Source organism: Zavarzinia compransoris (assembly GCF_003173055.1).
GTDB classification, from domain to species: Bacteria; Pseudomonadota; Alphaproteobacteria; order Zavarziniales; family Zavarziniaceae; genus Zavarzinia; species Zavarzinia compransoris.
Genome location: NZ_QGLF01000002.1, coordinates 404,467 through 428,909 on the forward strand (window position 1 = coordinate 404,467; position 24,443 = coordinate 428,909).

The 24,443-nt window shown below is 69.2% G+C and carries 21 protein-coding genes; 12 read left to right on the top strand and 9 right to left on the bottom strand.

The window, feature by feature from the left end; all coding sequences use genetic code 11:
* The first annotated feature begins 79 nt into the window (after nt 1-79).
* The 5 genes from DKG75_RS07745 (at nt 80) to DKG75_RS07765 (ending at nt 8,679) form a co-directional block, all read left to right on the top strand.
* Complete coding sequence (locus DKG75_RS07745; protein ID WP_109920511.1) at nt 80-1,417, top strand: efflux RND transporter periplasmic adaptor subunit; 1,338 nt, start codon at nt 80-82, stop codon at nt 1,415-1,417.
* Between the two features lie 3 nt (nt 1,418-1,420).
* Complete coding sequence (locus DKG75_RS07750; RefSeq protein WP_109920512.1) at nt 1,421-3,370, top strand: MacB family efflux pump subunit; 1,950 nt, start codon at nt 1,421-1,423, stop codon at nt 3,368-3,370.
* A gap of 11 nt (nt 3,371-3,381) precedes the next feature.
* The gene (locus DKG75_RS07755; protein WP_166646458.1) at nt 3,382-4,761 is read left to right on the top strand and encodes an efflux transporter outer membrane subunit; all 1,380 of its coding nucleotides are present in this window, start codon (nt 3,382-3,384) and stop codon (nt 4,759-4,761) included.
* Nucleotides 4,762-4,817: 56 nt separating this feature from the next.
* Nucleotides 4,818-6,596 carry an acyl-CoA dehydrogenase gene (locus DKG75_RS07760; RefSeq protein WP_109920514.1) on the top strand — a complete coding sequence of 593 codons (1,779 nt, stop codon included), beginning with the start codon at nt 4,818-4,820 and terminating at the stop codon, nt 6,594-6,596.
* Between the two features lie 265 nt (nt 6,597-6,861).
* On the top strand, nt 6,862-8,679 hold the full coding sequence (locus tag DKG75_RS07765) for a DUF255 domain-containing protein (RefSeq protein ID WP_109920515.1): 1,818 nt from the start codon (nt 6,862-6,864) through the stop codon (nt 8,677-8,679).
* Nucleotides 8,680-8,683: 4 nt separating this feature from the next.
* Here the strand turns inward: DKG75_RS07765 and DKG75_RS07770 are convergent, their stop codons facing one another.
* The gene (locus DKG75_RS07770) at nt 8,684-9,241 is read right to left on the bottom strand and encodes an NADPH-dependent FMN reductase (protein WP_109920516.1); all 558 of its coding nucleotides are present in this window, start codon (nt 9,239-9,241) and stop codon (nt 8,684-8,686) included.
* Between the two features lie 68 nt (nt 9,242-9,309).
* A complete protein-coding gene (locus DKG75_RS07775; protein WP_109920517.1) occupies nt 9,310-10,008 on the bottom strand; it encodes a pirin family protein in 699 nt (232 codons plus the stop codon).
* Nucleotides 10,009-10,230: 222 nt separating this feature from the next.
* On the opposite strand from DKG75_RS07775, the gene DKG75_RS07780 reads away from it, so the two are divergent.
* On the top strand, nt 10,231-10,740 hold the full coding sequence (locus DKG75_RS07780) for a hypothetical protein (RefSeq protein ID WP_109920518.1): 510 nt from the start codon (nt 10,231-10,233) through the stop codon (nt 10,738-10,740).
* Between the two features lie 3 nt (nt 10,741-10,743).
* Here the strand turns inward: DKG75_RS07780 and DKG75_RS07785 are convergent, their stop codons facing one another.
* The 5 genes from DKG75_RS07785 to DKG75_RS07805 form a co-directional block, all read right to left on the bottom strand.
* Entirely contained in the window at nt 10,744-11,109 is a 366-nt protein-coding gene (locus DKG75_RS07785) for a bleomycin resistance protein (RefSeq protein WP_109920519.1), read from the bottom strand.
* Nucleotides 11,110-11,180: 71 nt separating this feature from the next.
* On the bottom strand, nt 11,181-12,095 hold the full coding sequence (locus tag DKG75_RS07790) for a TauD/TfdA dioxygenase family protein (RefSeq protein WP_109920520.1): 915 nt from the start codon (nt 12,093-12,095) through the stop codon (nt 11,181-11,183).
* A 117-nt stretch (nt 12,096-12,212) separates the two neighbouring features.
* Entirely contained in the window at nt 12,213-13,610 is a 1,398-nt protein-coding gene (locus tag DKG75_RS07795) for a bifunctional serine/threonine-protein kinase/universal stress protein (RefSeq protein ID WP_109920521.1), read from the bottom strand.
* A 5-nt stretch (nt 13,611-13,615) separates the two neighbouring features.
* Nucleotides 13,616-14,362 carry a metallophosphoesterase family protein gene (locus DKG75_RS07800; protein WP_109920522.1) on the bottom strand — a complete coding sequence of 249 codons (747 nt, stop codon included), beginning with the start codon at nt 14,360-14,362 and terminating at the stop codon, nt 13,616-13,618.
* A 130-nt stretch (nt 14,363-14,492) separates the two neighbouring features.
* Nucleotides 14,493-15,674 carry an acetyl-CoA C-acyltransferase family protein gene (locus DKG75_RS07805; RefSeq protein ID WP_109920523.1) on the bottom strand — a complete coding sequence of 394 codons (1,182 nt, stop codon included), beginning with the start codon at nt 15,672-15,674 and terminating at the stop codon, nt 14,493-14,495.
* 156 nt (nt 15,675-15,830) lie between these two features.
* Here DKG75_RS07805 and DKG75_RS07810 point away from each other — a divergent pair, with 156 nt between their 5' ends.
* From DKG75_RS07810 to DKG75_RS07835, 6 genes are all read left to right on the top strand, one after another.
* Nucleotides 15,831-16,406, top strand: a complete 576-nt coding sequence (locus DKG75_RS07810) for a helix-turn-helix domain-containing protein (RefSeq protein WP_109920524.1) — start codon at nt 15,831-15,833, stop codon at nt 16,404-16,406.
* 10 nt (nt 16,407-16,416) lie between these two features.
* Nucleotides 16,417-17,541: an aromatic ring-hydroxylating oxygenase subunit alpha gene (locus DKG75_RS07815; protein ID WP_109920525.1), complete on the top strand. Its 1,125-nt coding sequence runs from the start codon at nt 16,417-16,419 to the stop codon at nt 17,539-17,541.
* Between the two features lies 1 nt (nt 17,542).
* Nucleotides 17,543-17,884 (top strand): AraC family ligand binding domain-containing protein, encoded by a 342-nt coding sequence (locus tag DKG75_RS07820; RefSeq protein WP_109920526.1) that lies wholly within the window; start codon nt 17,543-17,545, stop codon nt 17,882-17,884.
* Between the two features lie 73 nt (nt 17,885-17,957).
* Nucleotides 17,958-20,597 (top strand): alanine--tRNA ligase, encoded by a 2,640-nt coding sequence (gene alaS / locus DKG75_RS07825; RefSeq protein ID WP_109920527.1) that lies wholly within the window; start codon nt 17,958-17,960, stop codon nt 20,595-20,597.
* 80 nt (nt 20,598-20,677) lie between these two features.
* Complete coding sequence (locus DKG75_RS07830) at nt 20,678-20,890, top strand: hypothetical protein (RefSeq protein WP_109920528.1); 213 nt, start codon at nt 20,678-20,680, stop codon at nt 20,888-20,890.
* A gap of 245 nt (nt 20,891-21,135) precedes the next feature.
* Nucleotides 21,136-21,444 (top strand): EthD family reductase, encoded by a 309-nt coding sequence (locus tag DKG75_RS07835; RefSeq protein ID WP_109920529.1) that lies wholly within the window; start codon nt 21,136-21,138, stop codon nt 21,442-21,444.
* Nucleotides 21,445-21,483: 39 nt separating this feature from the next.
* On the opposite strand, the gene DKG75_RS07840 is transcribed toward DKG75_RS07835, so the two are convergent.
* Together DKG75_RS07840 and DKG75_RS07845 are read right to left on the bottom strand one after the other, a co-directional pair.
* Nucleotides 21,484-23,970 carry an FtsK/SpoIIIE family DNA translocase gene (locus DKG75_RS07840; protein WP_109920530.1) on the bottom strand — a complete coding sequence of 829 codons (2,487 nt, stop codon included), beginning with the start codon at nt 23,968-23,970 and terminating at the stop codon, nt 21,484-21,486.
* 111 nt (nt 23,971-24,081) lie between these two features.
* Nucleotides 24,082-24,420, bottom strand: coding sequence for a P-II family nitrogen regulator (locus tag DKG75_RS07845; RefSeq protein ID WP_109920531.1), 339 nt, complete (start codon nt 24,418-24,420; stop codon nt 24,082-24,084).
* Nucleotides 24,421-24,443: the final 23 nt, after the last annotated feature.

Below are 24,443 nucleotides of genomic sequence, written 5' to 3' on the forward strand. Positions count from 1 at the left end.
GCAGGAATGCTGCCCCTTTTGCGTTATACCCCTGTCCACATGCCCCCTGTCCACCAGCGTTGACCGAGACCGCCCGCCGATGACCGACAGCCGCCCCTCCCCCCGTTCCCGCCGCGCCCCGCGCCGCCGCTGGGGCCTCGCGCTCGTGGTCCTGCTCGTGCTCGGCGGCGGCGGCTGGTGGTATTTCGGCAATGCCAGCAAGGGGGCCGCGGTCCAATATGTCACCGCGGCGGTCGGCCGCGGCGATATCGAGGATACGGTGTCCGCCCTCGGCAACCTGCAACCGCGCGACTATGTCGATGTCGGCACCCAGGTCTCCGGCCAGTTGAAGGTGATCCACGCCGAGGTCGGCGACCAGGTGAAGCAAGGCGATCTGCTGGCCGAGATCGACCCCACGGTCTACCAGTCCCGCGTCGCCGCCGACGAGGCCCAACTCCTGGCCCTGAAGGCGCAATTGGCCGACCGCGAGGCCCAGGCGGTGCTGGCCGGCCAGCAATTGAAGCGCCAGCGCACGCTCTGGGCCCAGCGCGCGACGACCGAGGAAGCCCTGCAATCGGCGGAGGCGGCGGCGAAATCGGCGGATGCCGCGATCGACCAGATCAAGGCCCAGATCCTGCAAACGGAATCGACCCTGCGCGGCGACCAGGCCAATCTCGGCTATACCAAGATCTATGCCCCGATGACCGGCACCGTGACCTCGCTGACGGCGCGGCGCGGCCAGACCCTGAATGCCAACCAGTCGGCGCCGATCATTTTGCAGATCGCCGATCTTTCGGTGATGACGGTGGAGACCCAGGTTTCGGAAGCCGATATCTCGCGCCTGAAGGTCGGGATGGAGGCTTATTTCACCACCCTTGGCGGCGGCACCAAGCGCTGGACCGGCAAGCTGAAGCAGATCCTGCCGACGCCGGAAGTGGTCAACAATGTCGTCCTCTACAATGCGCTGTTCGATGTCGACAATGCGGACGGCATGCTGATGACCCAGATGAGCGCCCAGGTCTTCTTCGTCGTCGCTTCGGCCCGGGATGCGATCACCGTGCCTGTCGCCGCGTTGAAGGCGCCGCCCCGTCGCCCCGAAGGGGCGCAACGCCCTCAAGGTCCCGAAGGGGCGCAACGTCCTCAAAGTCCCGAGGGGGCGCAACGCCCTCAAGGTCCCGAAGGCGCGGCGCGGCCGGCGGGGCGGCCCTATCTGGTCCAGGTCATGGGTGCGGACGGCCAGCCGGCGGAGCGGCGGGTGCGGATCGGCGTCGCCAACCGCGTCTCCGCCGAAGTGCTGGACGGCTTGCAGCCGGGCGATACGGTCGTCGTCGGCCAGCGCGGGGCGGGGACGGCCGGCGCCCGCGCCCCGGCCGGCGGCCAGCAGCGGCCGGGCAGCCTGCCGGGCATGGGCGGCTTCGGCCCGACCCCGGGGCGCTGAGCCATGGGCGCGCCGCTGATCGAGCTTGAGGACATCCGCAAGACCTATGTCTCCGGCGGGGGCGAGGTTTCGGTCGAGGTCCTGCACGGTATTTCCCTGGCCATCGAGGCGGGCGAATTCGTCGCCATCATGGGCCAGTCGGGGTCGGGCAAATCGACCTTGATGAATATCCTCGGCTGCCTGGACCGGCCCAGCGCCGGGCGCTATCGCTTCGCCGGGCGCGACGTCTCGGAGTTCGACCGGGACGAACTGGCCTGGGCCCGGCGCGAGGCGTTCGGCTTCGTGTTCCAGAGCTATAACCTGATCGGGACCGCGACCGCGGCCGGCAATGTCGAGGTCCCGGCGGTCTATGCCGGCCTCGCCCCGGCGGCGCGGCGGCACCGGGCGGCCGACCTGCTGACCACCCTCGGCCTCGGCGAGCGGCTGGGCCACCGGCCCAACCAATTGTCCGGCGGCCAGCAGCAGCGCGTCTCCATCGCCCGGGCCCTGATGAACGGCGGCAAGGTGATCCTGGCGGACGAGCCGACCGGCGCCCTCGACAGCCGCAGCGGCGCCGAGGTCATGGCCCTGCTGGCCGATCTCGCGGAAAAGGGCCATACGGTCATCATCATCACCCATGATGCGGAGGTGGCGGCTCATGCCGACCGGGTGATCGAAATCCGCGACGGCCTGATCGTGAACGACAGCCGCCGCCGCCCCGTCCGCCCGCCCGCCGCCTTCACCCTGGAGCGCCCGGCGGACAGTGCCGCCCGCCTGCTTGCCGGCCTGGGCGAAGCCATGCTGATGGCGCTGCGCTCGCTGCGCGCCAACCTGTTCCGCACCGTGCTGACCCTGCTCGGCATCGTCATCGGGGTCGGCTCGGTCGTCGCCATGCTGGCGGTGGGCGAGGGGGCGAAGCAATCGGTGCTGGAGCGGATCAGCGCCATGGGCACCAATCTTCTCCTGGTGCGGCCGGGGGCGCCGGCCCAGCGCGGCGTCGGCGGCCAGGTGGTGACCCTGGTGCCGGACGATGCGGTCGCCATCGCCGGGGTCGAGAATGTCCTCTACGCCCTGCCGGAACTGCAAAGCAGCCTGACCCTGCGCGCCGGCAACCGCGACTATCAGACCTCGGTCACCGGCACCACCAACGACCTGCCGGCAACCCGCGACTGGCCCCTCGCCGGCGGCAGTTTCTTCAGCGACGAGGACAACCGCTCCTATGCCACGGTGGTCGTGCTGGGCCGGACCGTGGCCAACAATCTGTTCCCCGACGGTTCCGACCCGGTGGGGCAATTCGTCCTGATCGGCAATGTGCCGTTCCAGGTGGTCGGGGTGATGGCGGCCAAGGGCGCCTCGCCCATGGGCACGGACCAGGACGACGTCGCCTTCGTGCCCTTGCAGACCGGCATGCTGCGCCTGTTCGGCGCCCGCAACCTGCGCACGATCACGGTCGCGGTCGCCGACGTCGGCCGCATCGACGAGACCCAGGTGGCGGTCACCGACCTCCTGATCGAGCGCCACCGCGGCCAGGAGGATTTCCAGATCCGCAACATGGCGGCGATCGTCGAGACCGCTTCTGAGACCCAGAACACCATGACCATCCTGCTGGGTTCGATCGCCGCGATCTCGCTGCTGGTCGGCGGCATCGGGGTGATGAACATCATGCTGGTCTCGGTCACCGAGCGGACGCGGGAGATCGGCATCCGCATGGCGACGGGGGCGAGGACCAGGGACATCATGCAGCAATTCCTGACCGAGGCGATCGTCGTCTCCGGCCTCGGCGGGGTGATCGGCGTTCTCGGCGGCGTCAGCGTCGCCCTGATCATCCAGGCGGTGGGCATGCCCATCCAATTCTCCGGCGGGGTGATCATGCTGGCCTTCGGCTGCGCGGCGATGGTCGGCCTCGTCTTCGGGTTCGCGCCCGCGCATAAGGCCGCCCGGCTGGACCCGGTGGTCGCCCTTTCCAGCGAATGACGGTCAAAGCGATGAAAACAGTTCCGACCCTTGCCCTGGCCGCGGCGCTCGGCCTTGCCGGCTGCGGCTTCAAGGCCCAGCCGGTGCCCGCCCTCGTCGCCGCCCCCGCCGGCTGGGCGGCGCCGGCCCCCGCCGGGGCCCGCGACGTCTGGCCCGCCGCCGACTGGTGGCGCGGCTTCGCCAGCGACGAACTGGACCGCCTGGTGGCGGAGGCGCGGCAGAACAATACCGACCTCGGCCAGGCGGTCGCCCGCGTCGCCCAGGCGGAGGCGCAGCTGCGCGCCGCGGGCGCCAGCCTGTGGCCCGCGCTCTCGCTCTCGCTCGGCGCCGACGGCCGGCGGCCGGCGGGGGGCAACCAATGGGGCGACAGCTATTCGGCCGGCCTGTCCGCGTCCTATGAGGTCGATTTCTGGGGCGCCAATGCGGCGGACCGGGCGGCTTCCGCCGCCGCGCTGGATGCCAGCGGCTTCGACCAGGAGACGGTGGCCCTGACGGTGACCGCCGGCGTCGCCACCACCTATCTCCAGGTGCTGTCGCTGCGCGACCGTCTCGACGTCGCCCGGCGCAACCTCGCGATCGCCGAGGATGTGCTTCGCCTGGTCGAGGTGAAGGTGGGCGCGGGGGCGGCCAGCGATCTCGATCTCGCCCAGCAGCGCACCGTGGTCGCCCAGCGGCGGGCGTCGATCCCGCCGCTCGAACAGCAATTGCGCGAACAGGCGACGGCGCTGGCCGTGCTGCTCGGCCGGGTGCCGGGCGGCTTCGAAGTGGCGGGCCAGAGCCTCGACCCGGTGAAGGTGCCGGGGGTGGCGGCCGGCCTGCCGGCCAGCCTGTTGCAGCGCCGGCCCGACCTGAAGGCGGCGGAGACCCGCCTGATCGGGGCGGATGCCGACATCCATGCCGCCCGGGCCGCCTTCTTCCCCCAGGTCTCGCTGTCCGCCGGCATGTCGCTGGCCGACGGGGCGCTGGGCGGGGTGTTCAGCCTCTCCAACGCCGCCTATTCGATCGGGGCCTCCCTGGTCCAGGCGATTTTCGACGGCGGCCGCCGGGCGGCGCAGCAGGACCTGGCCGAGGCGCGCAAGGTCGAACTGCTCGAAGCCTATCGCGGCGCCATTCTCGCCGCCTTCCGCGACGCGGAAGTGGCGCTGGGCGCGGTCGATGCCCTGAACCGCCAGCGCCTGTTGCAGGACGAAGTGCTGGCCCAGGCGCGCCGCGCCCTCGAACTCGCCCAGGTGCAATATCGCGCCGGTTCGACCGATCTGCTGGCGGTGCTCAGCGCCCAGCAGTCGCTCTATTCGGCCGAGGACGCGGCGGCGCAGGTGAAACTCTCCGCCCTGCAGGCGGTGGTCACCCTTTACCGGGTGCTGGGCGGGGGCTGGCAGGCGCCCGCCTGAGCCCCCTTTCCAGCGCTTTCGGAACGGGCTAGGCAGGTCGGGTGGAGGAGAGAACCATGACCACCATCGACCGCCGCGACATCGATTTCCTGCTGCACGAGGTCCTCGACCTGGACGGGCTGTTCGCGCGGCCGCGCTTCGCCGACCACGACCGCGGCAGCGTCGCCGCCATGCTGGACACGGCGGAGAAACTGGCCGCCGATCATTTCCTGCCCCATGCCGCCAAGCTCGACGCCAACGAGCCGAGCTTCGACGGCGAGACGGTGCACATAATCCCCGAGGTGAAGCAGGCGCTGGACGCCTATTGCGCCGCCGGCTTCATGGCCGCCCATGCGGATTACGCCCTCGGCGGCATGCAGCTGCCGCACACCGTGTCGCTGGCGGTTTCCGCCTTCTTCTCGGCGGCGAATATCTCGACCGCCGGCTATCCCTTCCTGACCCGGGCCGCGGCCAACGTCATCGCCAAGTTCGGCACCGAGGGGCAGAAGGCGGCATTCCTCGGCCCCATGCTGGAAGGGCGCTATTTCGGCACCATGGCCCTGACCGAGCCGGGGGCCGGCTCCGGCCTCGCCGACCTGAAGACGGCGGCGGTGCCGGCGGCGGATGGAACCTATCTCATTACCGGGAACAAAATCTTCATCTCGGCCGGGGAACACGGATTGTCCGAGAATATCGTCCATCTGGTGCTGGCCCGGATCAAGGGCGCGCCGGCGGGGGTGAAGGGCATTTCCCTGTTCATCGTGCCGAAGCTGCTCGGCGACGGCCGGCGGAACGATGTCCGTCTCGCCGGCCTGATCCACAAGATGGGCTATCGCGGCACCACGTCGACCATGCTGAATTTCGGCGAGGGCGGGGGCGCCACCGGCTATCTGGTGGGCGAGGCGCACCGGGGCCTCGGCTATATGTTCCACATGATGAACGAGGCGCGGGTGGGTGTCGGCCTGGGCGCCGCCGTGCTCGGCTATGCCGGCTATCGGGTCGCGCTCGATTACGCCCGCACCCGGCTCCAGGGCCGCCCGCCCCGGGCCAAGGACCCCGGCCTGCCGCCGGTGCCGATCGTCGAACACGCCGACGTGAAGCGCATGCTGCTGGCCTCCAAGGCCTATGTCGAGGGGGCTTTGGCGCTGTGCCTGCTCGGCTCCCGCCTGGTCGACGACAGCGAGACGGCGGCGACGCCGGCGGCGCGCGACCGCGCCTTCCAGCTGCTCGACCTGCTGACCCCGGTGATCAAGTCGTGGCCGTCGCAATACGGCCTTGCCGCCAACGACCTCGCGATCCAGGTCCATGGCGGCTATGGCTATACCAGGGAATACCCGGTCGAGCGGCTCTACCGCGACAACCGGCTGAACCCGATCCACGAGGGCACCTTCGGCATCCAGTCCCTCGACCTCCTGGGGCGGAAGATCCTGGGCGACCAGGGCAAGGCGCTGGCCCTGCTGGCGGAAGAGATGTTCGCCACCATCAATGCCGCGCCGCCGTCCCTGAGCGAGGAGGCGGGGGCGCTGGGCGGTGCGATCGCCCTGGTTTCGGAAACCGTGGCCGTGCTCGGGCGTGCCGCCGCCGGCAACCGGCTGGACGAGGCGCTGGCCAATTCCGCGGTCTTCCTCGAACTGATGGGCCATGTCGTGGTCGCCTGGCTGTGGCTGCGCATGGCGATCGCGGCCGAGGCGGGGATCGGCGCCGCCGCTGGCGATGCCGCGGCCTTCCTCGACGGCAAGCGCCGGGCCTGCCGCTATTTCTTCCGCTGGGAATTGCCGAAGATCCGGCCCCAGGCGGCCCTGCTGCAAAGCCTGGACCAGACCTGCGCCGAGATGCCCGACGCCGCTTTCGGCTGACCGGCTGATCCGGGCCGCGCGGCCCTGCGTATCAGGGACAGGTGACGGTCGATTGCCCCTCGATCCCGCCGGGCATCGGTTTTCGGTACCCGATGCCTTTTCCATCCCCGCCCCTGCCCTTGGGGATGGCCGCGTCTTCGCCCCGCCGGGCTCACCCTTCGACCGGCGGGGCGAACTGGCCCCGCATCCCGCATCCTGACCGATCGAGGGCAGGGCGAAACCCGGGCCGCCGCCGTGGCGAACGATACGGCAGGAGGATCACCCCATGCGCCCTGGCCGTCACATCATCGCCGCCGCCCTGCTGCTCAGCCTCGCCATGCCCCAGGCCGTCCTGCCCGTCCGGGCGGCGGCGGCGACGACGGCCGGCGCCATCGACTGGCAGGCGTGGAGCCCCGCCGTCTTCGCCCGTGCCCGGGCGGAGGGGAAGCTCGTCCTGCTCGACCTTCAGGCGGTCTGGTGCCACTGGTGCCATGTGATGGAGGCGACGACCTACGCCGATCCGGCGGTGACCGCCATCCTGCGGCGCGACTATATCGCCGTCCGCGTCGACCAGGACAGCCATCCCGATCTTTCGCGCCGCTACGAGAACTGGGGGTGGCCGGCGACCATCGCCTTCGACGCCGAGGGACGGGAACTGTGGCGCTACCGCGGCTATCTCGAACCCGACCCCTTTGCCCGTGCGCTCGAAGACTTGAAGCAAAATCCCGAGCCCCTGGCGGCGGCCGTCGCCTTCCGCGCCCTGGCGCCGGGGGCGGGCGCCGGACTCCTGCCCGAGATCGCGGCCTCGATGGAGCGGCGCTTCGCCTTCGCCTATGACGCCGGGGTGGGCGGCTGGGGCACGATGCATAAATTCCTTCAGGCCGAGGCGCTCGATCATGTCCTCGGCCCGGCCGTCGCGGGCGACGCCATCGCCGGGCGCATGCTGCGCGAGACGCTGGCCGGCGCCCTCCGGCTGGTCGATCCGGTCGCCGGCGGCATCTTCCAGTATTCGGTGCGGACATGGGATGATCCGCATTACGAAAAGATCGCCGCCGCGCAGGCGGATGCCCTGCGCCTTTTCGCCCTCGGCGCGGCCTGGAGCGGGGATGCGGCCCTGGAGGGGGCGGCGCGGGATATCGCCCGCTATGTCATGACCACCCTTTCCGATCCGTCCGGCGGCTTCTTCACCAGCCAGGACGCGGATCCCGATGCCGCGCGCGGCATCACCGGCAAGGATTATTACGGCCTCGACGCCGCGGGGCGGGCGGCCATGCCGCAGCCCCGCCTCGACCGCAACCTCTATGCCGGCGAGACCGGGCGGATCGCGGCCGGCCTTGCCGCGCTCGGCGCCGCCCTCGACGATGCCGCGGCCCTCGACCGGGCGGCCCGGGCCGGCGATTGGCTGCTCGCCGCCCGGCGCCGCGCCGACGGCGCCTTCGCCCATGGCGCCCGGGATGCCGGCGGTCCCTATCTGCCCGATACGCTTCAGGCCGCCCAGGCCTTCGAGGCGCTATACGCCGCGACCGGCGAGCGGCGCTGGCTGGCGGCGGCGGAGGCGGCGGGGGAAGCCCTGCTGCGCCATTTCGCCGATCCGGCGGGCGGTCTCGCCAATGCCGATGTCATGATCGAGGTGGCGGGGCCGGTGGGTGCCCCCTATTTTCACCTCGACGACAATGTGGCGGCGGCGCGCCTTCTGGTCCGCCTGGGGCACGCCACCGGCAGGACGGTGTTCCGCGACGCGGCCCGCCGCCTGCTCGCCTTCCTTGCCCATCAGGAGGCGGCGGGCCTGTCCTCCTTCTGGCCCGGCCTGCTGACCCTGAACCGGGAGATGGCGGCGGAACCGCTGCATGTCGTGGTGCGCGGGCCCCGCGCCGACCCGGGCACCCGCGCGCTTTTCGCCGGTGCCCGCGCCCTGGCGATGCCGTTCAAGCGGGCGGAGTTGCTCGACCCGGCGGAAGGGCCGCTGCCCAATGTCGCGGTCACCCTGCCCGACCTCGGCCGGCCGGCAGCCTTCGTCTGCACGGCCACCACCTGTTCCCTGCCGATCTTCGACCGCGCGGAACTGGTCCCGACCGTGGAACGCTTGCTGCGGCCGGCGGACTGAGCGGTCAGGGACGGCCGCGCACGAAGGCGGCGAAGCCGGCGAGATAGGGCGCAAGCTGGTCGCGGATATTGGCGTCGGCCAGGCGGCCCTCGGCGTCGAACGCCTTATGCGCCTGGGAGACCAGCAGGCGCCCGGCCGGCCAGAGCTGAATGCCGAGGGTGCGCAGCACCGGCAGCCAATGGGCCTGGGCCATGATGGTGCCGAAGCCGCCGGGCGAGGCGCCGGCGATGGCCAGTTTCCGGCCCGCGAACAGCTTGCCGCCGGCGACCCCGCCGCGCGACAGCCAGTCGACGGCATTCTTCAGGACGCCCGGCATGCCGTTGTTGTATTCGGGCGTCGACAGGATCAGCCCGTCCGCGGCGGCGATCGCCTGCGCCAGTTCGGCGACGGCATCGGGAATCCCTTCCGCCGCTTCGAGGTCGCCGTCGTAAAGCGGGATGCCGTGCAGGGTCGCGACCTCCAGGGTCACGCCCTCCGGCAGGTGGTCGGTCATGGCGTTCAGCAGGGCGGTGTTGAAGGACGCCCGGCGCAGGCTGCCGGAAAGGCCGAGAAGGCGGGTCATGAGCTTGTCCTCAGGGAGAAAGAGGCGGCGCGGCGGCGAATGCCGCCGCGCCCATTGTCGCGTGCCGGTCAGGCGGCGTCCACGAGGACGACTTCGGCATCCTCGAGGGCGGTCACCGTGATCCGGTCGAGGCCGGTGATGGCGGCGCCGTCGCGGGCCTTCACCTCGACCTCGTTGACCCGGACCTTGCCCGCCGCCGGCACCAGATAGGCGTGCCGCGCGGGGTCGAGGGCGTAATCCGTGCTCTCGCCCGCCTTCAGGGTCGCCCCCAGCACGCGGGCGTCGGTGCGGATCGGCAGGGCCTCGGTCTCGTCCTCGAAACCGCTGGCCAGGGTCACGAAGCGGCCCGAGCGTTCGCCCCGGGGGAATGGCTTGGCGCCCCAGGACGGCGCCTTGCCCCGGCTCTTCGGGTGGATCCAGATCTGGAAGATCTGGGTGTCGCCCTCTTCGAGGTTGTATTCCGCATGGGTGATCCCGGTGCCCGCCGACATCACCTGCACGTCGCCCGCCTCGGTCCGGCCCCGGTTGCCCAGGTTGTCCTGATGGGTGATCGCGCCCTTGCGGACATAGGTGATGATTTCCATGTTGGCATGGGAATGCGGGGAAAAGCCGGTCTGCGGCGCGATCGTATCGTCGTTCCAGACCAGCAGCGTGCCCCAGCCCGAGCGGTCGCGATCGTAGTAATTCGCGAAGGAGAAATGATGCTTGGCCTTCAGCCAGCCGTGGTCGGCGCCGCCGAGCGAGGCGAAGGGACGAAGTTCGATCATGGCGTTGCTCCTTTTGCCGGGGCCGCCTGTCGGGCGACCGTCATGGCCAAAAGGTAGGAATTTCCGGGACCGGAATAAACGGGACCGTGGGAAAGGAATTATTTCCCAATCGTGTTCAATGGCTGAGGTGACGGTTCTGTGACCGCCGTCACCGCGGCGCACTCGAAAGCGGTCCATGGTGGGCGCCATGCCGTCAGTGTCGCCGATGCCTGCGGAGGTTTCATGTTTCGCGTTCTCGCCGCCGTTCTCGCCCTGCTGTTTTCCGGTCAGGCCCAGGCGGCACCGGCGCCGGCGCCGGCCGCGCTTTGCGTCGCCAACTACAGCAATGCCGCCTGGGGCCTGGTCTATCGCGGGGCGCTGCTCGGCAGCGACGGCGTTCTCCGGCCCTATGACCTCAAGGATTTCACCGGCGAGGCCGCCCGCACCCTGCTGATGGGCGAGGATGACGCCCGCCTGGCGACGATCATGGCAAGCCCGGCCGCCGGCGCGGTCGATCCCGCCGTGCTCGCCGAGAAACTGGCGCTGGTGCAGGCGGCGGCGGGCGGCCCCTACGGCCCCCGGCGCTCGGTGGCGCGGGACCGGGGCGCCTTCACCGTCACCTGCTATACCGCGGCGGGGCGGCCGGTGCTGATCACCGAGGAAGGCGACTGGCAGCAGGAGAACCAGTCGCCCGCGGCCCGCGAGTTGCGGGCCTGGCTGGAGACCGTCGATCCCCGCTTCCGCTCGCGCTGACGCTCAGATTTCCTGCGGTGCGCAGCCGAAGCGCAGCAGGTTGCCGTGCGGGTCGTGGATGTAGAATTCCTTCATGTTCCAGGGCCGGACTTCGAAGGGCGAAAGCCCGGGCACGCCCTTGGCCGTGAATTCGGCATGAAGGGCGACGACCTGCCCGCCCCGGATGTAGCAGGACGTGTGCTCGGGATAGCGGCGGTCGTCCGCCAGCCAGAAATGGATCTCCATGGCTTCGCGGCGGACGATCAGATAGTCGCCGAAGGCTTCCCCGGCAAAGCCGAGATGGTCGCGGTAGAAGGCCGCCGTCTCCGCGATGTTCAGCGAGGCGAGCACGGGAATGGCGATGGCTTTGTCGGTGGTCGGGTCGGACATGGCGGTTCTCCTCCGGCGGCGAGTGTGCCGCCGGGAAGAAATGCGCGCCATGGCGTGATCGCCAGGAACGATCACGCCGCCAGCGGGCGGAAGTCCGGCACGGCCGAGACCCGCTCGCCCCAGCGCTCGAAGGGGAAATAGTCCCAGACCGCGTGATGCTGGGCGGCCCAATTATCCCACAGCAGGACCATGTCCGGCTCCCAATGCACCCGCACCTGAAGTGCCAGGCTGCGTTCGACATGGCGGGCCAGGAAGCCGAGCAGGGCATCGCTTTCCGGCCGGGGCAATTGCACGATATGGGTGGTGAAGGCGGGATTGACATAGAGATAGGGCCGCCCGGTATAGGGGTGGCGGGCCACTACCGGATGTTCGGCGACCGGGAAATCATGCCCCGCCTGGGGGGCGGAGCCATAGCCGTGGGTCCAGGCATGGCCGCCGTCGTGGATCGCGGTCAGCCCGGCCAGCAGGGCCTTCAGCCGGTCCGACAGCGTGTCATAGGCCAGATACATATTGGCGAAGGCAGTATCGCCGCCGCCGACCGCCGGCAGTTTCGTCACCCTGAGCGCCGAGACCAGGATCGGATGTTCGTCGCAGGAAACATCGGCGTGCCAGGCATCGCCGGCGGTGAAGCGGGATTCCGCCCCGGTGCGCCACGACAGGACTTCCGGGTCGTAGGTCCCGCCGGCGATCACCCGGCTGGCGCCCAGGAGATGGCTGTGGAGATGGCCGAAGTAGCGGCCCAGGCGCTTGTGGTCGTCGGGCGTCAGGCCCCGGCCGGGCAGGGCGAGCACCAGATGCTCGTGGACCGCGCGCCGCAATTCCGCGAGCGCCGGCTCGGACAGGGGCGCGCCCAGGTCGAGGCCGGTGACGCGGGCGCCGATGGTCGGCGCCAGGGGCGTCACCGTCAGGTGCTCGTAAGGGGCGTGGGGCGCCGTGTTCCAGGCCTGGAGCGCCGGCTTGTCGCTGAGGTCGCGGTAGAAGCTCATCTTGTCCTCGGTCGATGGGATGGATCGAGGACAGCCGATTTCACGGTTTCATGGAATGATCTGAGTCAATAACTGAAAATACATGATGAAAATATAATAACACATTAAATAATAGTTTTATTCGGCCGGGTCCTTGCGTGCCCTGACCACGGTCACGGTGCAGGGCGCCTCCGCCGCCACCTCGCCCGAGACCGAGCCGAGCAGGCTGCGCATGGTCGAGCGTTCGCGGGCGCCCATGACGATATGGTCGATGCCATTGGCGCGGGCATAGTCGAGGATGGCGTCGGCGGGCTTGGTCGCTTCGAGGACATGGAAGGTCACGCTGCCCTCGGCCAGGCCGAGCGGCCGGGCCCAGTGGCGCAATTCGATGAGGCGCTGCAGGTGCTTGTGGTCGCCGTCCTCGTCCAGGGTCGAGTCGAGGCCGATGCGGCGCAGCTTCAGGACATTGACGCAGGCGAGCCGGGCCCGCGGCATCGACACCATCAATTGCCGGATCATGTCGCGCATGGCGTCGGCGGCCTCGTCGCCCAATGTGTCGAAATCGATCGCCGCCATGATGATGGGGGCGGTGGCGCTGCCTGCCCGCTTGTTCACGGTCAGGATGGCGTCGACGTCGAGGCGGCGCTTGAAGGTGGCGATGAAACCGTCCTGGTCGCGGCGCTCGGCGCGGGCGGTCAGGGGCACCTGTTCCGGCGTGCGCAGGTCCAAGGCGAGCTGGGCCGCGGTCGGGTGGCGGTTCTCGGGATCGACTTCGAGGCAGCGGAGGATGATCTCCTGTAGCCAGGGCGGACAGTCCGGGCGCAGCCGCCGGGGCGGCACCGGATCGCGCCACAGGCGTTTCTTCAGGCCCTTCAGGGTCTGGGGATCGCCGAAGGGCCTTGTTCCCGTGACGAAGAAATACATCAGGGAGCCGAGCGCGAAGAGATCGCTGCGCGGTTCGGCGCGCTGCCCCAGCACCTGTTCCGGCGCCATATAGGGCGCGGTGCCATAGGGCAGACGGAATTCCTCGTCCAGCAGGTCGGGCAGTTGCAGGTGGTGCGACAGGCCGAAATCGATCAGCGCCATGTCGCCGCCCGGCCGGACCATGATGTTCGACGGCTTGACGTCGAGATGGACCACCTGCTGGCGGTGCAGGGCATCGAGGGCGACCGCGGCCCGGGCGCCGATCTCCGCCACCTCGGCGGGCGGCAGCGGCAGGTCGGGCAGGCGGGCGTGCAGGCTTCGGCCCTGGATCCATTCCATGACGATATAGGGCAGGGTGCGGAAATCCCCGGCGGCGACGAAGCGCGGCACATGGGGCCCGGCGAGGCGGGGCAGGATCATCTGCTCCATCTCGAAGCCGACGATGGCGGCCGGGTCCTCGCCTTCGGCGAGGCGCGGCACCTTCATGATCAGGGGCATGGCGCCGGCGGGCGTCTTCAGTGCCCAGAGGGTGGCCATGCCGCCCCGGTGGATCTGGCTGTCGATGGCATAGCCGTCGATGACGGCGCCGGGCTCGACCTTGGGGGCCGGCACGGCGGTCAGCGCCCGACGAGCAGGCGGCTGGCCAATCCCGGGGGCAGGCCGGCCCGCAGGATCTTGTCCGCCGCCTTATGGGCGTCATAGGGCACGCGGTAGAAGGTGATCTCGGCCGAATAGGTGTCGTAGGTGGCATAGGCGGCGGCGGGATCGCCGTCGCGCGGCTGCCCGACCGAGCCGACCAGCCCCAGCCAGCGCCGCTGGGCGAGAAGGGGGACGGCCACCCCCGGCGTCGGCTTGAACGGCGTCAGCTTGCCGAAGCTGGACAGGCCGTAGATCCCGGGGACATGGACATGGCCGGAAAAGACCAGCCGCGTCTCCGCCGCTTCCAGGCTGCGGCGGGCCGCCTCGCCGTCGGTGACATAGAGCCAGCGGTCCGGCTCGGAGGCATCGGCATGGACATAGAGCCGGTCGTCGTCGACCACGGTCAGCGGCAGCTGTTCGAGGAATTTCAGCGCCGGCTTGTCCAACTGGCGGCTGGTCCATTCGATGGCGCTGGCCGCCGCCGGGTTCATGCCGTGAGAGGCGCCGATGGCGGCGACGTCATGATTGCCCCGGATCGCGATCGCGCCCTTCGCCACCATGCCGGCGACGGTCTCGACCACCCATTGCGGATCGGCACCATAGCCGACGTAATCGCCGAGGAAGACATGGCGGTCCACCGGCCGCGGCCGCGCGGCAATATGGGCCAGCACCGCGGACAAGGCCTCGCGGTTGCTGTGGATGTCGGTAAGGAACGCAATCAGCAAGGGGCCGTTTCCTGGGACTGCGGGCTGTCACCCCGTTCAAGTTCTTCTGGAAACAGATGTAGGACCGGGAACGGCGCGCCGCAACCCGGGCCTTGGTCTATGGGGCGGGGCAAAGGCCCCGCCCCCGAATTCACACGCGCTCGAAGATCGCGGCGATGCCCTGGCCGCCGCCGATGCACATGGTGACGAGGCCGTAGCGCCCGCCGGTGCGGTGCAGTTCGTAGATCGTCTTGATCGTGTTGATGACGCCGGTGGCGCCGACCGGATGGCCGAGCGCGATGCCCGAGCCATTGGGGTTCACCTTGGCCGGATCGAGGCCGAGTTCCTTGGTCACCGCGCAGGCCTGGGCGGCGAAGGCTTCGTTCGATTCGATGATGTCGAGATCGCCGACCGACAGCCCGGCCCGGGCCAGGGCCGCGCGGGTCGCGGGCACCGGGCCGATGCCCATCAGGGTGGGCTCGACTCCGGCATGGGCATAGCCGACGAGGCGGGCCAGTGGCTTCAAGCCCTGGCGCTTCACCGCATCCTCGCCGGCGAGGACGACGGCGGCCGCGCCGTCATTGATGCCGGAAGCATTGCCGGCGGTGACCGTGCCGTCCTTGCGGAACACGGGGCGGAGGCCGGTGAAATCCTCGGCCTTGGCGTCGGTGCGGAAATGCTCGTCGGTGTCGAAGACCGCCGGCTTGCCCTTCACCTTCACCTCGACCGGCAGGATCTGGTCCTTGAAATACCCCTCCGCCACGGCGCGGGCGGCGCGGCGATGGGACTCGAGGGCGAGCGCATCCTGGGCCGCGCGGTCGATGCCGTGGCGCTCGGCGACATTCTCGGCGGTGATGCCCATCAGGATATTGTTGAACGGATCGGTCAGCGCGCCCGACAGCATGTCGCGCAGTGGCGTGTCGCCCATCTTGGTGCCGAAGCGGGCGCCCGAAACCTGGTGCGGGGCCCGGGTCATGACCTCGGCGCCGCCGGCGACCGCGATCTCGTAGTCGCCAAGGGCGATGCCCTGGGCGGCGGAGATGACCGCCTGCACGCCCGAGCCGCACAGCCGGTTCAGGGTGAAGGCCGGGGTTTCCACCGGAATGCCCGCCTTGATGCCGGCGACGCGCGCCAGATACATGTCCGCCGGCTCGGTCTGGATCACCTGGCCGAAGACGACATGGCCGACCTCGGCCGGGGCGACGCCGGCACGCTTCAGCGCCTCGACCGTCACCGCCGTGCCCAGTTCGCCCGGGCTCTTGTCCTTCAGGGCGCCGCCGAAGGTGCCGATCGCGGTGCGCACGCCCGCAACCACATAGACTGGGTTCACCATGCTCTCCTCCACCTTTTGGTGGCGGGACTATACACAGGGGGGCGCCCGGGCCAACCGTCCAAACGAGTGGGATTTTCAGCGGCCGGCGGGCGCGGATGTCGCTTTACGGAAGATAAAATATACCTATAGAATACTTCCGCACCGAAAGGGACCGTCATGAGCATCGACGCCGGAAAGCCGGGCAAGCATCGCGCCCTGATCGGGCAGCGCCTCCGCCACCGCCGCCACGAATTGGGCCTGACCCTGGACGAAGTGGCGGAAGCGTCGGGCCTGACCAAGGGCTTCATCTCGGCGGTGGAGCGGGACCAGACCTCGCCTTCCGTCGCCTCGCTGCTGACGATCTGCGACGTGCTGCGGCTTTCGGTCGGCAGCCTGTTCGACCAGAGCGCGGAGGCGGTGGTGCGCGTCGCCGACCGCCGGCCGATCGAATTCGGCGGTGCCGGGCTTCAGGACTTTCTGATCTCGCCGAAGGGCACCAACCGCTTCCAGGCCGTATTGTCCGAGATGGCGCCGGGCGCCGGCGGCGGCGAGGATTTCTACAGCCTGCGCGCGGCCGAGGTCTTCGTCCTGGTCCTTTCGGGGGCCGTCGCCATCCGCTTCGAGGACGAGCAATACCGCCTCGCCGCCGGCGACACCCTGACCTACGAGCCGAAGCGCCCCCATACGTTCGACAATGCCTCGATGACGGAGGGGGCGAGCGCCCTGTTCGTCATCATGCCCGCCCTGGCTTAGGGAGTATCGCATGCGTCAGACCCTGCTGCGCGACTTGCAGCGCCCCCTGGTCCAGGCGATCGGCCTGCCGTCCGAAGCCTATACCGACGAGGGCTTCTTCGCCCGCGAGCGGGAACGGCTGCTGGCCCGCACCTGGGTCGCCGTCGCAACCGCGAGCGACCTGACGCGGCCGGGCGACCTTCTGCCCCTGACGGTGGCCGGCCAGCCGGTGCTGCTCGTCCACGGCCAGGACGGCGCGATCCGGGCCTTTCACAACGTCTGCACCCACCGCGGCCTGCAATTGGTCGAGGAGGCGGGCAACCAGCGCCTGCTGCGCTGCCCCTATCATGCCTGGGCCTTCGACCTGGAAGGCCGGCTGCGGGCGACGCCGCATTTCGGCGGCATCGATTGCCACGCGCTCGACGGCTTCGAGCCGGGCCGCCATGGGCTCCGGCCGGTGCGGCTCGCCCGCTGGCACGACCTGATCCTGCTCGATCTCTCGGGCGAGGCGCCGGATTTTGCGGGCCATGCCGCACCGCTGGCGGCACGCTGGCAGGCCTATGACTTCGGTGCCCTGCGCCATGGCGCCCGGCTGGATTTCACCGTCGCCGCCAATTGGAAACTGCTGGTCGAGAATTTCTGCGACACCTACCACCTGCCCTTCATCCACCCCCAGGTGAATGAATATTCCAAGGCGGAAGACCATTACGACGTCATCGACGGCATGGTGGTCGGCACCGGCAACCGCACCGCGGCTCGGGACGGGGCGCCGGAGATCCTGCCGCGCTTCCCCGGCCTGCCGGCGGCGCTGGCGCGCACCGGGGAATTCCTCGCGCTTTTTCCGAATACGCTGATCTTCCTGATGCCGGATCATTATTTCACCGTGACCGTCACCCCGATCGATGCCGGCCATTCCCACGAGCGGCTGGATTTCTATTTCGTGGGCGAGGCGGCGACGGACGCGGCCCATGCCGCCCGCCGCGCCGAAGTGCTGGCCCTCTGGGCCGAATTGAACCGGCAGGACATCGCCATCGTCGAGCGCCTGCACCGGGGCCGGGTGTCGCGCGCCTTCGAGGGCGGCTGCTTCACCCCGGCGCTGGAGGCGCCGCTCCACCATGTCCAGAGCCTGGTGGCGCAGATGATGGACGGGGTGTGAGATGGCCGGCGTCCGCTGCTTTCCGGCCGGGAGCCGGGCTTTCGCGCCCTATATCGACAATGCCGAGATCGCCAAGCTGATCGGCCCCGAGGTCAGTTCGACCATGGGCGCGGGGGTGGTCACCTACCGCCGTCTCAGCGCGCCCTGGTCGCTGCCCTTCGACGAGGTGGTGATCGTTCTGGCCGGTGCCATGCGGGTGGTTTCGGACGGCGCGGTGCATGAGGCGGGCCCGGGCGACGTGCTGTTCTTTCCCAAGGAAACGCCGCTGACCTATGAGGTCGACGACGAAGTCACCCTGTTCTACGTCAAATATCCGGTCGGCCTGACCGCCCCGATCCCTTAGACCGGTGGACTTCCGTCACCGGGTAAGGCTAATAAAGCCTGATCAATAGGGTTTTTGCGCGGTTTAAGGGATCATGAAGAGCATCAACGAGATCCGCTCCACCTTCACCGACTTTTTCGTGAAGGCCGGGCACAGGCATGTCGCCTCCAGCCCGCTGGTGCCGGCCAATGATCCCACCCTCATGTTCACCAACGCCGGCATGGTCCAGTTCAAGGACATCTTCACCGGCAAGGAAAAGCGCGATTACCTGCGCGCCGCGACGGCGCAGAAATGCGTGCGCGCCGGCGGCAAGCACAACGATCTCGACAATGTCGGCTATACCGCGCGCCATCACACGTTCTTTGAAATGCTGGGGAATTTCTCCTTCGGCGACTATTTCAAGGAAACCGCGATCGAGCTGGCCTGGACCCTGATCACCCGGGATTTCGGCCTGCCCAAGGACAAGCTGCTGGTCACCGTCTATCACGAGGACGAGGAGGCGGCCGCGCTGTGGAAGAAGATCGCCGGCCTGCCCGAAGACCGCATCATCCGCATCGCCACCTCGGACAATTTCTGGGCCATGGGCGATACCGGGCCCTGCGGCCCCTGTTCGGAAATCTTCTTCGACCACGGCCCGGCGATCTGGGGCGGTCCGCCGGGCAGCGCCGACCAGGACGGCGACCGCTTCATCGAGATCTGGAATCTCGTCTTCATGCAGTTCGAGCAGTCGGCCGACGGCACGCGCGTGGCCCTGCCCAAGCCCTCGATCGATACCGGCATGGGGCTGGAGCGCGTCTCCGCCGTGCTTCAGGGCGTGCATAACAATTACGACACCGACCTGTTCCAGTCGCTGATCGCGGCCTCCGCCGATGCCACCAATACGGATCCCAAGGGCCCGATGGCGGCCAGCCACCGGGTGATCGCCGATCACCTGCGCGCCTCGTCCTTCCTGATCGCCGACGGCGTGATGCCGTCGAACGAGGGCCGGGGCAACGTGCTGCGCCGGATCATGCGCCGGGCCATGCGCCATGCCCAGTTGCTGGGCGCCCGCGATCCCTTGATGTACCGGCTGGTGCCGGCCCTGATCAAGCAGATGGGCGTCGCCTATCCGGAACTGATCCGCGCCGAAGCCCTGGTCACCGAGACCCTGAAGCTGGAAGAGACCCGCTTCAAGCAGACCCTGGAGCGCGGCCTGAAGCTGCTCGACGACGAGGTCGAGAAGCTGGGCAGCGGCCAGCCCCTGCCGGGCGACGTCGCCTTCCGGCTCTACGACACCTATGGCTTCCCGCTCGACCTGACCCAGGATGCGCTGCGGGCCAAGGATATCGCGGTCGATGTCGATGGCTTCAACACCGCCATGGCCCACCAGAAGGCCGAGGCGCGCAAAGCCTGGGCCGGCTCGGGCGAGGCGGCGACCGACCTCGTCTGGTACGAGCTGAAGGAAGAGGTGGGCGCCAGCGAATTCCTCGGCTATGAGACCGAGGAAGCGGAGGGCAAGCTGGTCGGCCTCGTCGTCGACGGCCAGCGCGTGGCCGCCGCCGCTCCCGGCACCCGGGTGGCGCTGGTCCTGAACCAGACCCCGTTCTACGGCGAATCCGGCGGCCAGGCTGGGGATACGGGCGTGATCCGCGGCCCGGGCTATTCCATTGCCGTCACCGATACCGCGAAGAAGCTCGGCCTGCACATCCATCTCGGCACCCTCGAGGGGGCTGAGGCCAAGGTGGGCGACAATCTGCACCTGACCGTCGACCATGGCCGGCGCTCGCGCCTGCGCGCCAACCACTCGGCCACCCATCTGCTGCACAAGGCGCTGCGCGACGTGCTGGGCGCCCATGTCACCCAGAAGGGCTCGCTGGTCGCGGAGGAGCGCCTGCGCTTCGACATCAGCCACCCCAAGGCCCTGTCGGACGAGGAGATCGAGGCGGTCGAGAACGGCGTCAACGCGGCGATCCGCGGCAACGGCGGCGTCACCACCCGCCTGATGACCCCGGACGAGGCGATCAAGGCCGGGGCGCTGGCCCTCTTCGGCGAGAAATACGGCGACGAGGTCCGGGTCGTTTCCATGGGCGGGGCCGATCTCGACCATGCCTATTCGACCGAATTATGCGGCGGCACCCATGTTTTCCGCACCGGCGACATCGCGGTCTTCAAGATCGTCGCTGAATCGGCGGTCTCGGCCGGCGTGCGCCGGATCGAGGCGCTGACGGGGGCGGCGGCCCTGAAGCACCTCCGCGACGAGGAAGCGCTGCTGAAGAAGGCGGCGGCGGCGGTCAAGGCTTCCCCCGCCGAACTGCCGGAACGGGTGGCGGTCCTGCTCGAAGACCGCAAGCGCCTGGAGCGCGAACTGGCCGAGGCGAAGAAGCAGCTCGCCACCGGCGGCGGCTCGGGCGGCGGCCTGACCGCGACCGAGGTCAACGGCGTCAAGGTGATCGCGAAGAAGCTGGACGGCGTGAACCCCAAGGACCTGCGCGGCCTCGTCGACGAGACCAAGAAGCAGATCGGCTCGGGCATCATCGCCTTCGTCACGGTCAACGACGGCAAGGCGGCCCTGGTCGTCGGCGTGACCGAAGACCTGGTGGCAAGGCACAGCGCGGTCGATCTCATCCGCATCGGGGTCGAGGCCGTGGGCGGCAAGGGCGGCGGCGGCCGGCCCGACATGGCCCAGGCCGGCGGCCCGGACGGCGACAAGGCCGAGGCGGCGCTGGATGCCATCGTGAAGGCGGTGGCGGCCTGAGATAAATTCCTCGACTTGCAATAAAGCTCGTCTATGGTCGCGGCAATACGCGTATCTCTCACCCATAAGGACTCAGGGCGATGAAAGTCTCCGAACTGATTGCCGAACTGTCGAAGATCGACGGCGATACCGAACTGCGCCTCGCCATGCCGTTCGACGAAGATGAAGTCGACGTCTATGAAATCGGCGCCATCGACGTGATCGAGGACGATCAGGGCGATTCGGCCGTCCTCCTCATCGCCGAACTCGAATACGAGGACGACGGCTTCGAAGAGGACGACAGCGAGGACTGAAGTCCCTGTCTCTTCCGGCCCGTCCTTTCGGGCCCGTCCCTTCCGGACAGATCGACCCCGCCCTTGCCCGGCGGGGTTTTTCTTTGCCCCCGCCTTTCCGGGGGGCGGGCCTTGCGCCGCCGCTCCCTATGGTAAAGGGGCCTGGGGTGAAGGGGCCCGGCGGCTCATCCCTTCGGGCAATAGGGGCGGTCGCGCCGTACCCTTAAACTGCCGGCGCCCATCACATCATAAGCGGAGGGAAACCCATGGCATCCGTTCTGGTCATCTACGGCGTCCCCAAGGACCCGGCTCATTTCGACGACTATTACCACCGTATCCATGTGCCGCTGGCGGCGAAGATCCCGAACCTGAAGGGTGTCACCCTCAGCACGGGCCCGGTGGCGGCGCTGGCCGGCGAGGCGGCGCATCTGGTCGCGCGCCTGGATTTCGCCGACATGGCCACGCTTCAGGCCTCCATGGGCTCGGCCGAGGGCCAGGCCACCGCCGGCGACCTGGCGAATTTCGCCAGCGGCGGTGCCCGCATCCTCGCCTTCGACGATCAGGCGATCGCCTGACCGGCCGGAATACCCGATCAGAAAGGCCGGCGCGCGGGGTTACAGCACCCGCTCGCCGGCCTCGTTGATCAGCACCTCGCGCTTGCCGACATGGTTCGGCTTGCCGACGATGCCGGCGGCTTCCATCTGTTCGATGATGCGGGCGGCGCGGTTGTAGCCGATCTGCAAATGGCGCTGGATGAAGCTGGTGGAAGCCTTGCCCTCGCGCGCGACGACCGCGACCGCGCGGTCGTAAAGGTCGTCGCCGGTGCCGCCGCCGGCGCCGCCATCCTCCAGCGCCTCCATGCCTTCCGGTTCCTCGGTGACGGCGTCGACATAGTTCGGCTCGCCCTGGGCCTTCAGGAAGGCGATCACGTCCTCCACCTCCTGGTCCGAGCAGAAGGGGCCGTGGACGCGGGTGATGCGGCCGCCGCCGGCCATATAGAGCATGTCGCCCTGGCCGAGCAGCTGTTCCGCGCCCTGTTCGCCGAGAATGGTGCGGCTGTCGATCTTCGAGGTGACCTGGAAGGAAATCCGGGTCGGGAAATTGGCTTTGATCGTGCCGGTGATGACGTCGACCGAGGGCCGCTGCGTCGCCAGGATCAGGTGCATGCCGGCGGCCCGCGCCATCTGGGCCAGGCGCTGGATCGCGCCTTCGATATCCTTGCCGGCGACCATCATCAGGTCGGCGAATTCATCGACGATGATGACGATGAAGGGCAGGGGCTCCAGCGCGATCGCCTGTTCCTCGAAGATCGGCTTGCCGGTGGCCGCTTCGAAGCCGGTCTGCACCGTGCGCTTCAATTCCTCGCCCTTGACCTTGGCCTCGGCGATGCGGGCGTTGTAGCCGGCGATGTTGCGGACACCGAGGCGCGACATCTTGCGATAGCGGTCCTCCATCTCGCGCACCGCCCATTTCAGCGCGACCACCGCCTTGCCGGGCTCCGTGACCACGGGGGCGAGCAGGTGGGGAATCCCCTCGTAGACCGAGAGTTCCAGCATCTTCGGATCGACCATGATCAGCTTGCACTGGTCCGGCGGCAGCCGGTAGAGCAGGGACAGGATCATGGTATTGACCGCGACCGACTTGCCCGAGCCGGTGGTGCCGGCGACCAGCAGGTGGGGCATGCGGGCCAGGTCGGCGACGATGGGCGCGCCGCCGATATCCTTGCCGAGCGCCAGGGTCAGGGCGGAGGCGGTCTTCTCGTATTCCTGGGACGACAGGATCTCGGTCAGCCAGACGGTCTCGCGCTTGGCGTTGGGCAGTTCGATGCCGATGGCGTTCCGCCCCGGCACCACCGAGACGCGGGCCGAAATCGCGCTCATCGAGCGGGCGATATCGTCGGCAAGGCCGATCACCCGGGCGGATTTGGTGCCCGGTGCCGGTTCCAGTTCGTAAAGCGTGACCACCGGGCCGGGGCGCACCTTCACGATATGGCCGCGCACGCCGAAATCCTCGAGCACGGATTCGAGCAGGCGGGCATTGGCTTCCAGCGCCTCCTCGTCCACCGATTCGGCCTCGCGCCGGGGGGCGGCCTTCAGCAGCGACAGGGGCGGCAGTTGATATTGGTCCTCCGCGCCGCCGAGATCGAGGGCGGCCTGGCTTTCCTCGACCACGCGCTTGCCCGGTTTCGCCGGTTTCGCCGCCTCGACCAGGCGGCGGCCGTCCGCCGGCGGCGGGGGTTCCGCCACCACCGCTTCGCGCGGGCGCTCGACGGGGGCGGTTTTGACCGGCCCCTCGGCATCGGGGGCGGCGAATTTCGGTTCGACCCGTTCGCGGCGGGGCGCGGGGGCGCGGCGGGGCGGTTCGGTCACGCCGTCCGCATCCGCATCGCCGCGGCGCAGGCGAAGATCCGGCACGGCACTGCGCCGCGCCCACAGCCGGCCGGCCCGGTCGATCACGACGCGGGCGCCGCCGCTGCCGATGCGGCTGGCGGCGCCGACCCCGCGGCCGAGCGCCCGCCATTCGCCAAGGCTGAGGCCCATGGCCGAGATCAGCACCATCAAGGTGACCAGAAGCAGGACGAAGGCAAGGCCGCCGCCCGACAGCGAAAGGCCGAGGGCGGCCAGCAGCCGCTCGGTCCCCGGGGCGACGATGCTGCCGACCAGCCCGCCCAGCCCGCTGCGCAGCGGCCAGTCGGCCGGCGCCGTCAGCCCGTCCACCGCCCCGGCGCCGAGGCCGAGGCCGATCACGGCCAGCAGCAGGTTCAGCCACCACAGCCGCAGCCCCCGGTGGGAGAACAGGCGCCAGCCCCAGGCGCCGATCAGCAGCGGCAGCAGGCCGGCGGCGATGCCCAGCCATTGGATCAGCAGGTCGGCGACCAGGGCGCCGGGCAGGCCCAGGAGATTGCGCACCGCGGCATCGGTTTCGACATTCAGGCTGGGGTCGCCCGGCGTATAGGAGACGAGCGCCAGCGCCAGCCCGGTCGCGGCCGCGAAGAAACCGACACCGGCAATCTCGACCACGCGGGCCCGGAGCGCCCGGGCGATGCCGGCGGGCAGCAGGCGGGTCGGCCGGTTCGAGGGGGTGCCGGCGGTCTGGGCCATGTGAGCTTTCACAGGGAGGCGGACCTTTCACGGGAACTGCGGGAACGAATCAACAACCCGGAGGCTACACGTCCCGCCGCCCGGGAACAACCGCCCCCCAATCCGGGCGAATCAGACGGCTTCCGGGCCGCGCTCGCCGGTGCGGATGCGCCAGGCGTCGTCCAGTTCGGCGACGAAGAGCTTGCCGTCGCCGAGCTTGCCGGTGCGGGCGGTGCGCTCGATGACTTCCAGGGTTTCCTGCAGCTTGTCGTCGTCGACGGCGATGTCGAGGCGCAGTTTCGGCACGAAGGCGATCTGGTACTCGGCCGAGCGGTAGATTTCCGTATGCCCGTGCGAGCGGCCGAAGCCGATGCATTCGGCGACCGTCATGCCATGTATGCCGATGGCGTCCAGGCCGGCGCGCACCGGTTCCAGCTTGAAGGGTTTGATGATGGCGATGACCAGCTTCATGGCGCCGATTCTAGAGTATTTCC

Bases quoted from the DNA above. Each gene is read 5' to 3' on its own strand.
- DKG75_RS07745 (WP_109920511.1), top strand. From the start codon at position 80: ATGACCGACAGCCGCCCCTCCCCCCGTTCCCGCCGCGCCCCGCGCCGC.
- DKG75_RS07750 (WP_109920512.1), top strand. From the start codon at position 1,421: ATGGGCGCGCCGCTGATCGAGCTTGAGGACATCCGCAAGACCTATGTC.
- DKG75_RS07755 (WP_166646458.1), top strand. From the start codon at position 3,382: ATGAAAACAGTTCCGACCCTTGCCCTGGCCGCGGCGCTCGGCCTTGCC.
- DKG75_RS07760 (WP_109920514.1), top strand. From the start codon at position 4,818: ATGACCACCATCGACCGCCGCGACATCGATTTCCTGCTGCACGAGGTC.
- DKG75_RS07765 (WP_109920515.1), top strand. From the start codon at position 6,862: ATGCGCCCTGGCCGTCACATCATCGCCGCCGCCCTGCTGCTCAGCCTC.
- DKG75_RS07770 (WP_109920516.1), bottom strand. From the start codon at position 9,241: ATGACCCGCCTTCTCGGCCTTTCCGGCAGCCTGCGCCGGGCGTCCTTC.
- DKG75_RS07775 (WP_109920517.1), bottom strand. From the start codon at position 10,008: ATGATCGAACTTCGTCCCTTCGCCTCGCTCGGCGGCGCCGACCACGGC.
- DKG75_RS07780 (WP_109920518.1), top strand. From the start codon at position 10,231: ATGTTTCGCGTTCTCGCCGCCGTTCTCGCCCTGCTGTTTTCCGGTCAG.
- DKG75_RS07785 (WP_109920519.1), bottom strand. From the start codon at position 11,109: ATGTCCGACCCGACCACCGACAAAGCCATCGCCATTCCCGTGCTCGCC.
- DKG75_RS07790 (WP_109920520.1), bottom strand. From the start codon at position 12,095: ATGAGCTTCTACCGCGACCTCAGCGACAAGCCGGCGCTCCAGGCCTGG.
- DKG75_RS07805 (WP_109920523.1), bottom strand. From the start codon at position 15,674: ATGGTGAACCCAGTCTATGTGGTTGCGGGCGTGCGCACCGCGATCGGC.
- DKG75_RS07810 (WP_109920524.1), top strand. From the start codon at position 15,831: ATGAGCATCGACGCCGGAAAGCCGGGCAAGCATCGCGCCCTGATCGGG.
- DKG75_RS07815 (WP_109920525.1), top strand. From the start codon at position 16,417: ATGCGTCAGACCCTGCTGCGCGACTTGCAGCGCCCCCTGGTCCAGGCG.
- DKG75_RS07820 (WP_109920526.1), top strand. From the start codon at position 17,543: ATGGCCGGCGTCCGCTGCTTTCCGGCCGGGAGCCGGGCTTTCGCGCCC.
- alaS (WP_109920527.1), top strand. From the start codon at position 17,958: ATGAAGAGCATCAACGAGATCCGCTCCACCTTCACCGACTTTTTCGTG.
- DKG75_RS07830 (WP_109920528.1), top strand. From the start codon at position 20,678: ATGAAAGTCTCCGAACTGATTGCCGAACTGTCGAAGATCGACGGCGAT.
- DKG75_RS07835 (WP_109920529.1), top strand. From the start codon at position 21,136: ATGGCATCCGTTCTGGTCATCTACGGCGTCCCCAAGGACCCGGCTCAT.
- DKG75_RS07840 (WP_109920530.1), bottom strand. From the start codon at position 23,970: ATGGCCCAGACCGCCGGCACCCCCTCGAACCGGCCGACCCGCCTGCTG.
- DKG75_RS07845 (WP_109920531.1), bottom strand. From the start codon at position 24,420: ATGAAGCTGGTCATCGCCATCATCAAACCCTTCAAGCTGGAACCGGTG.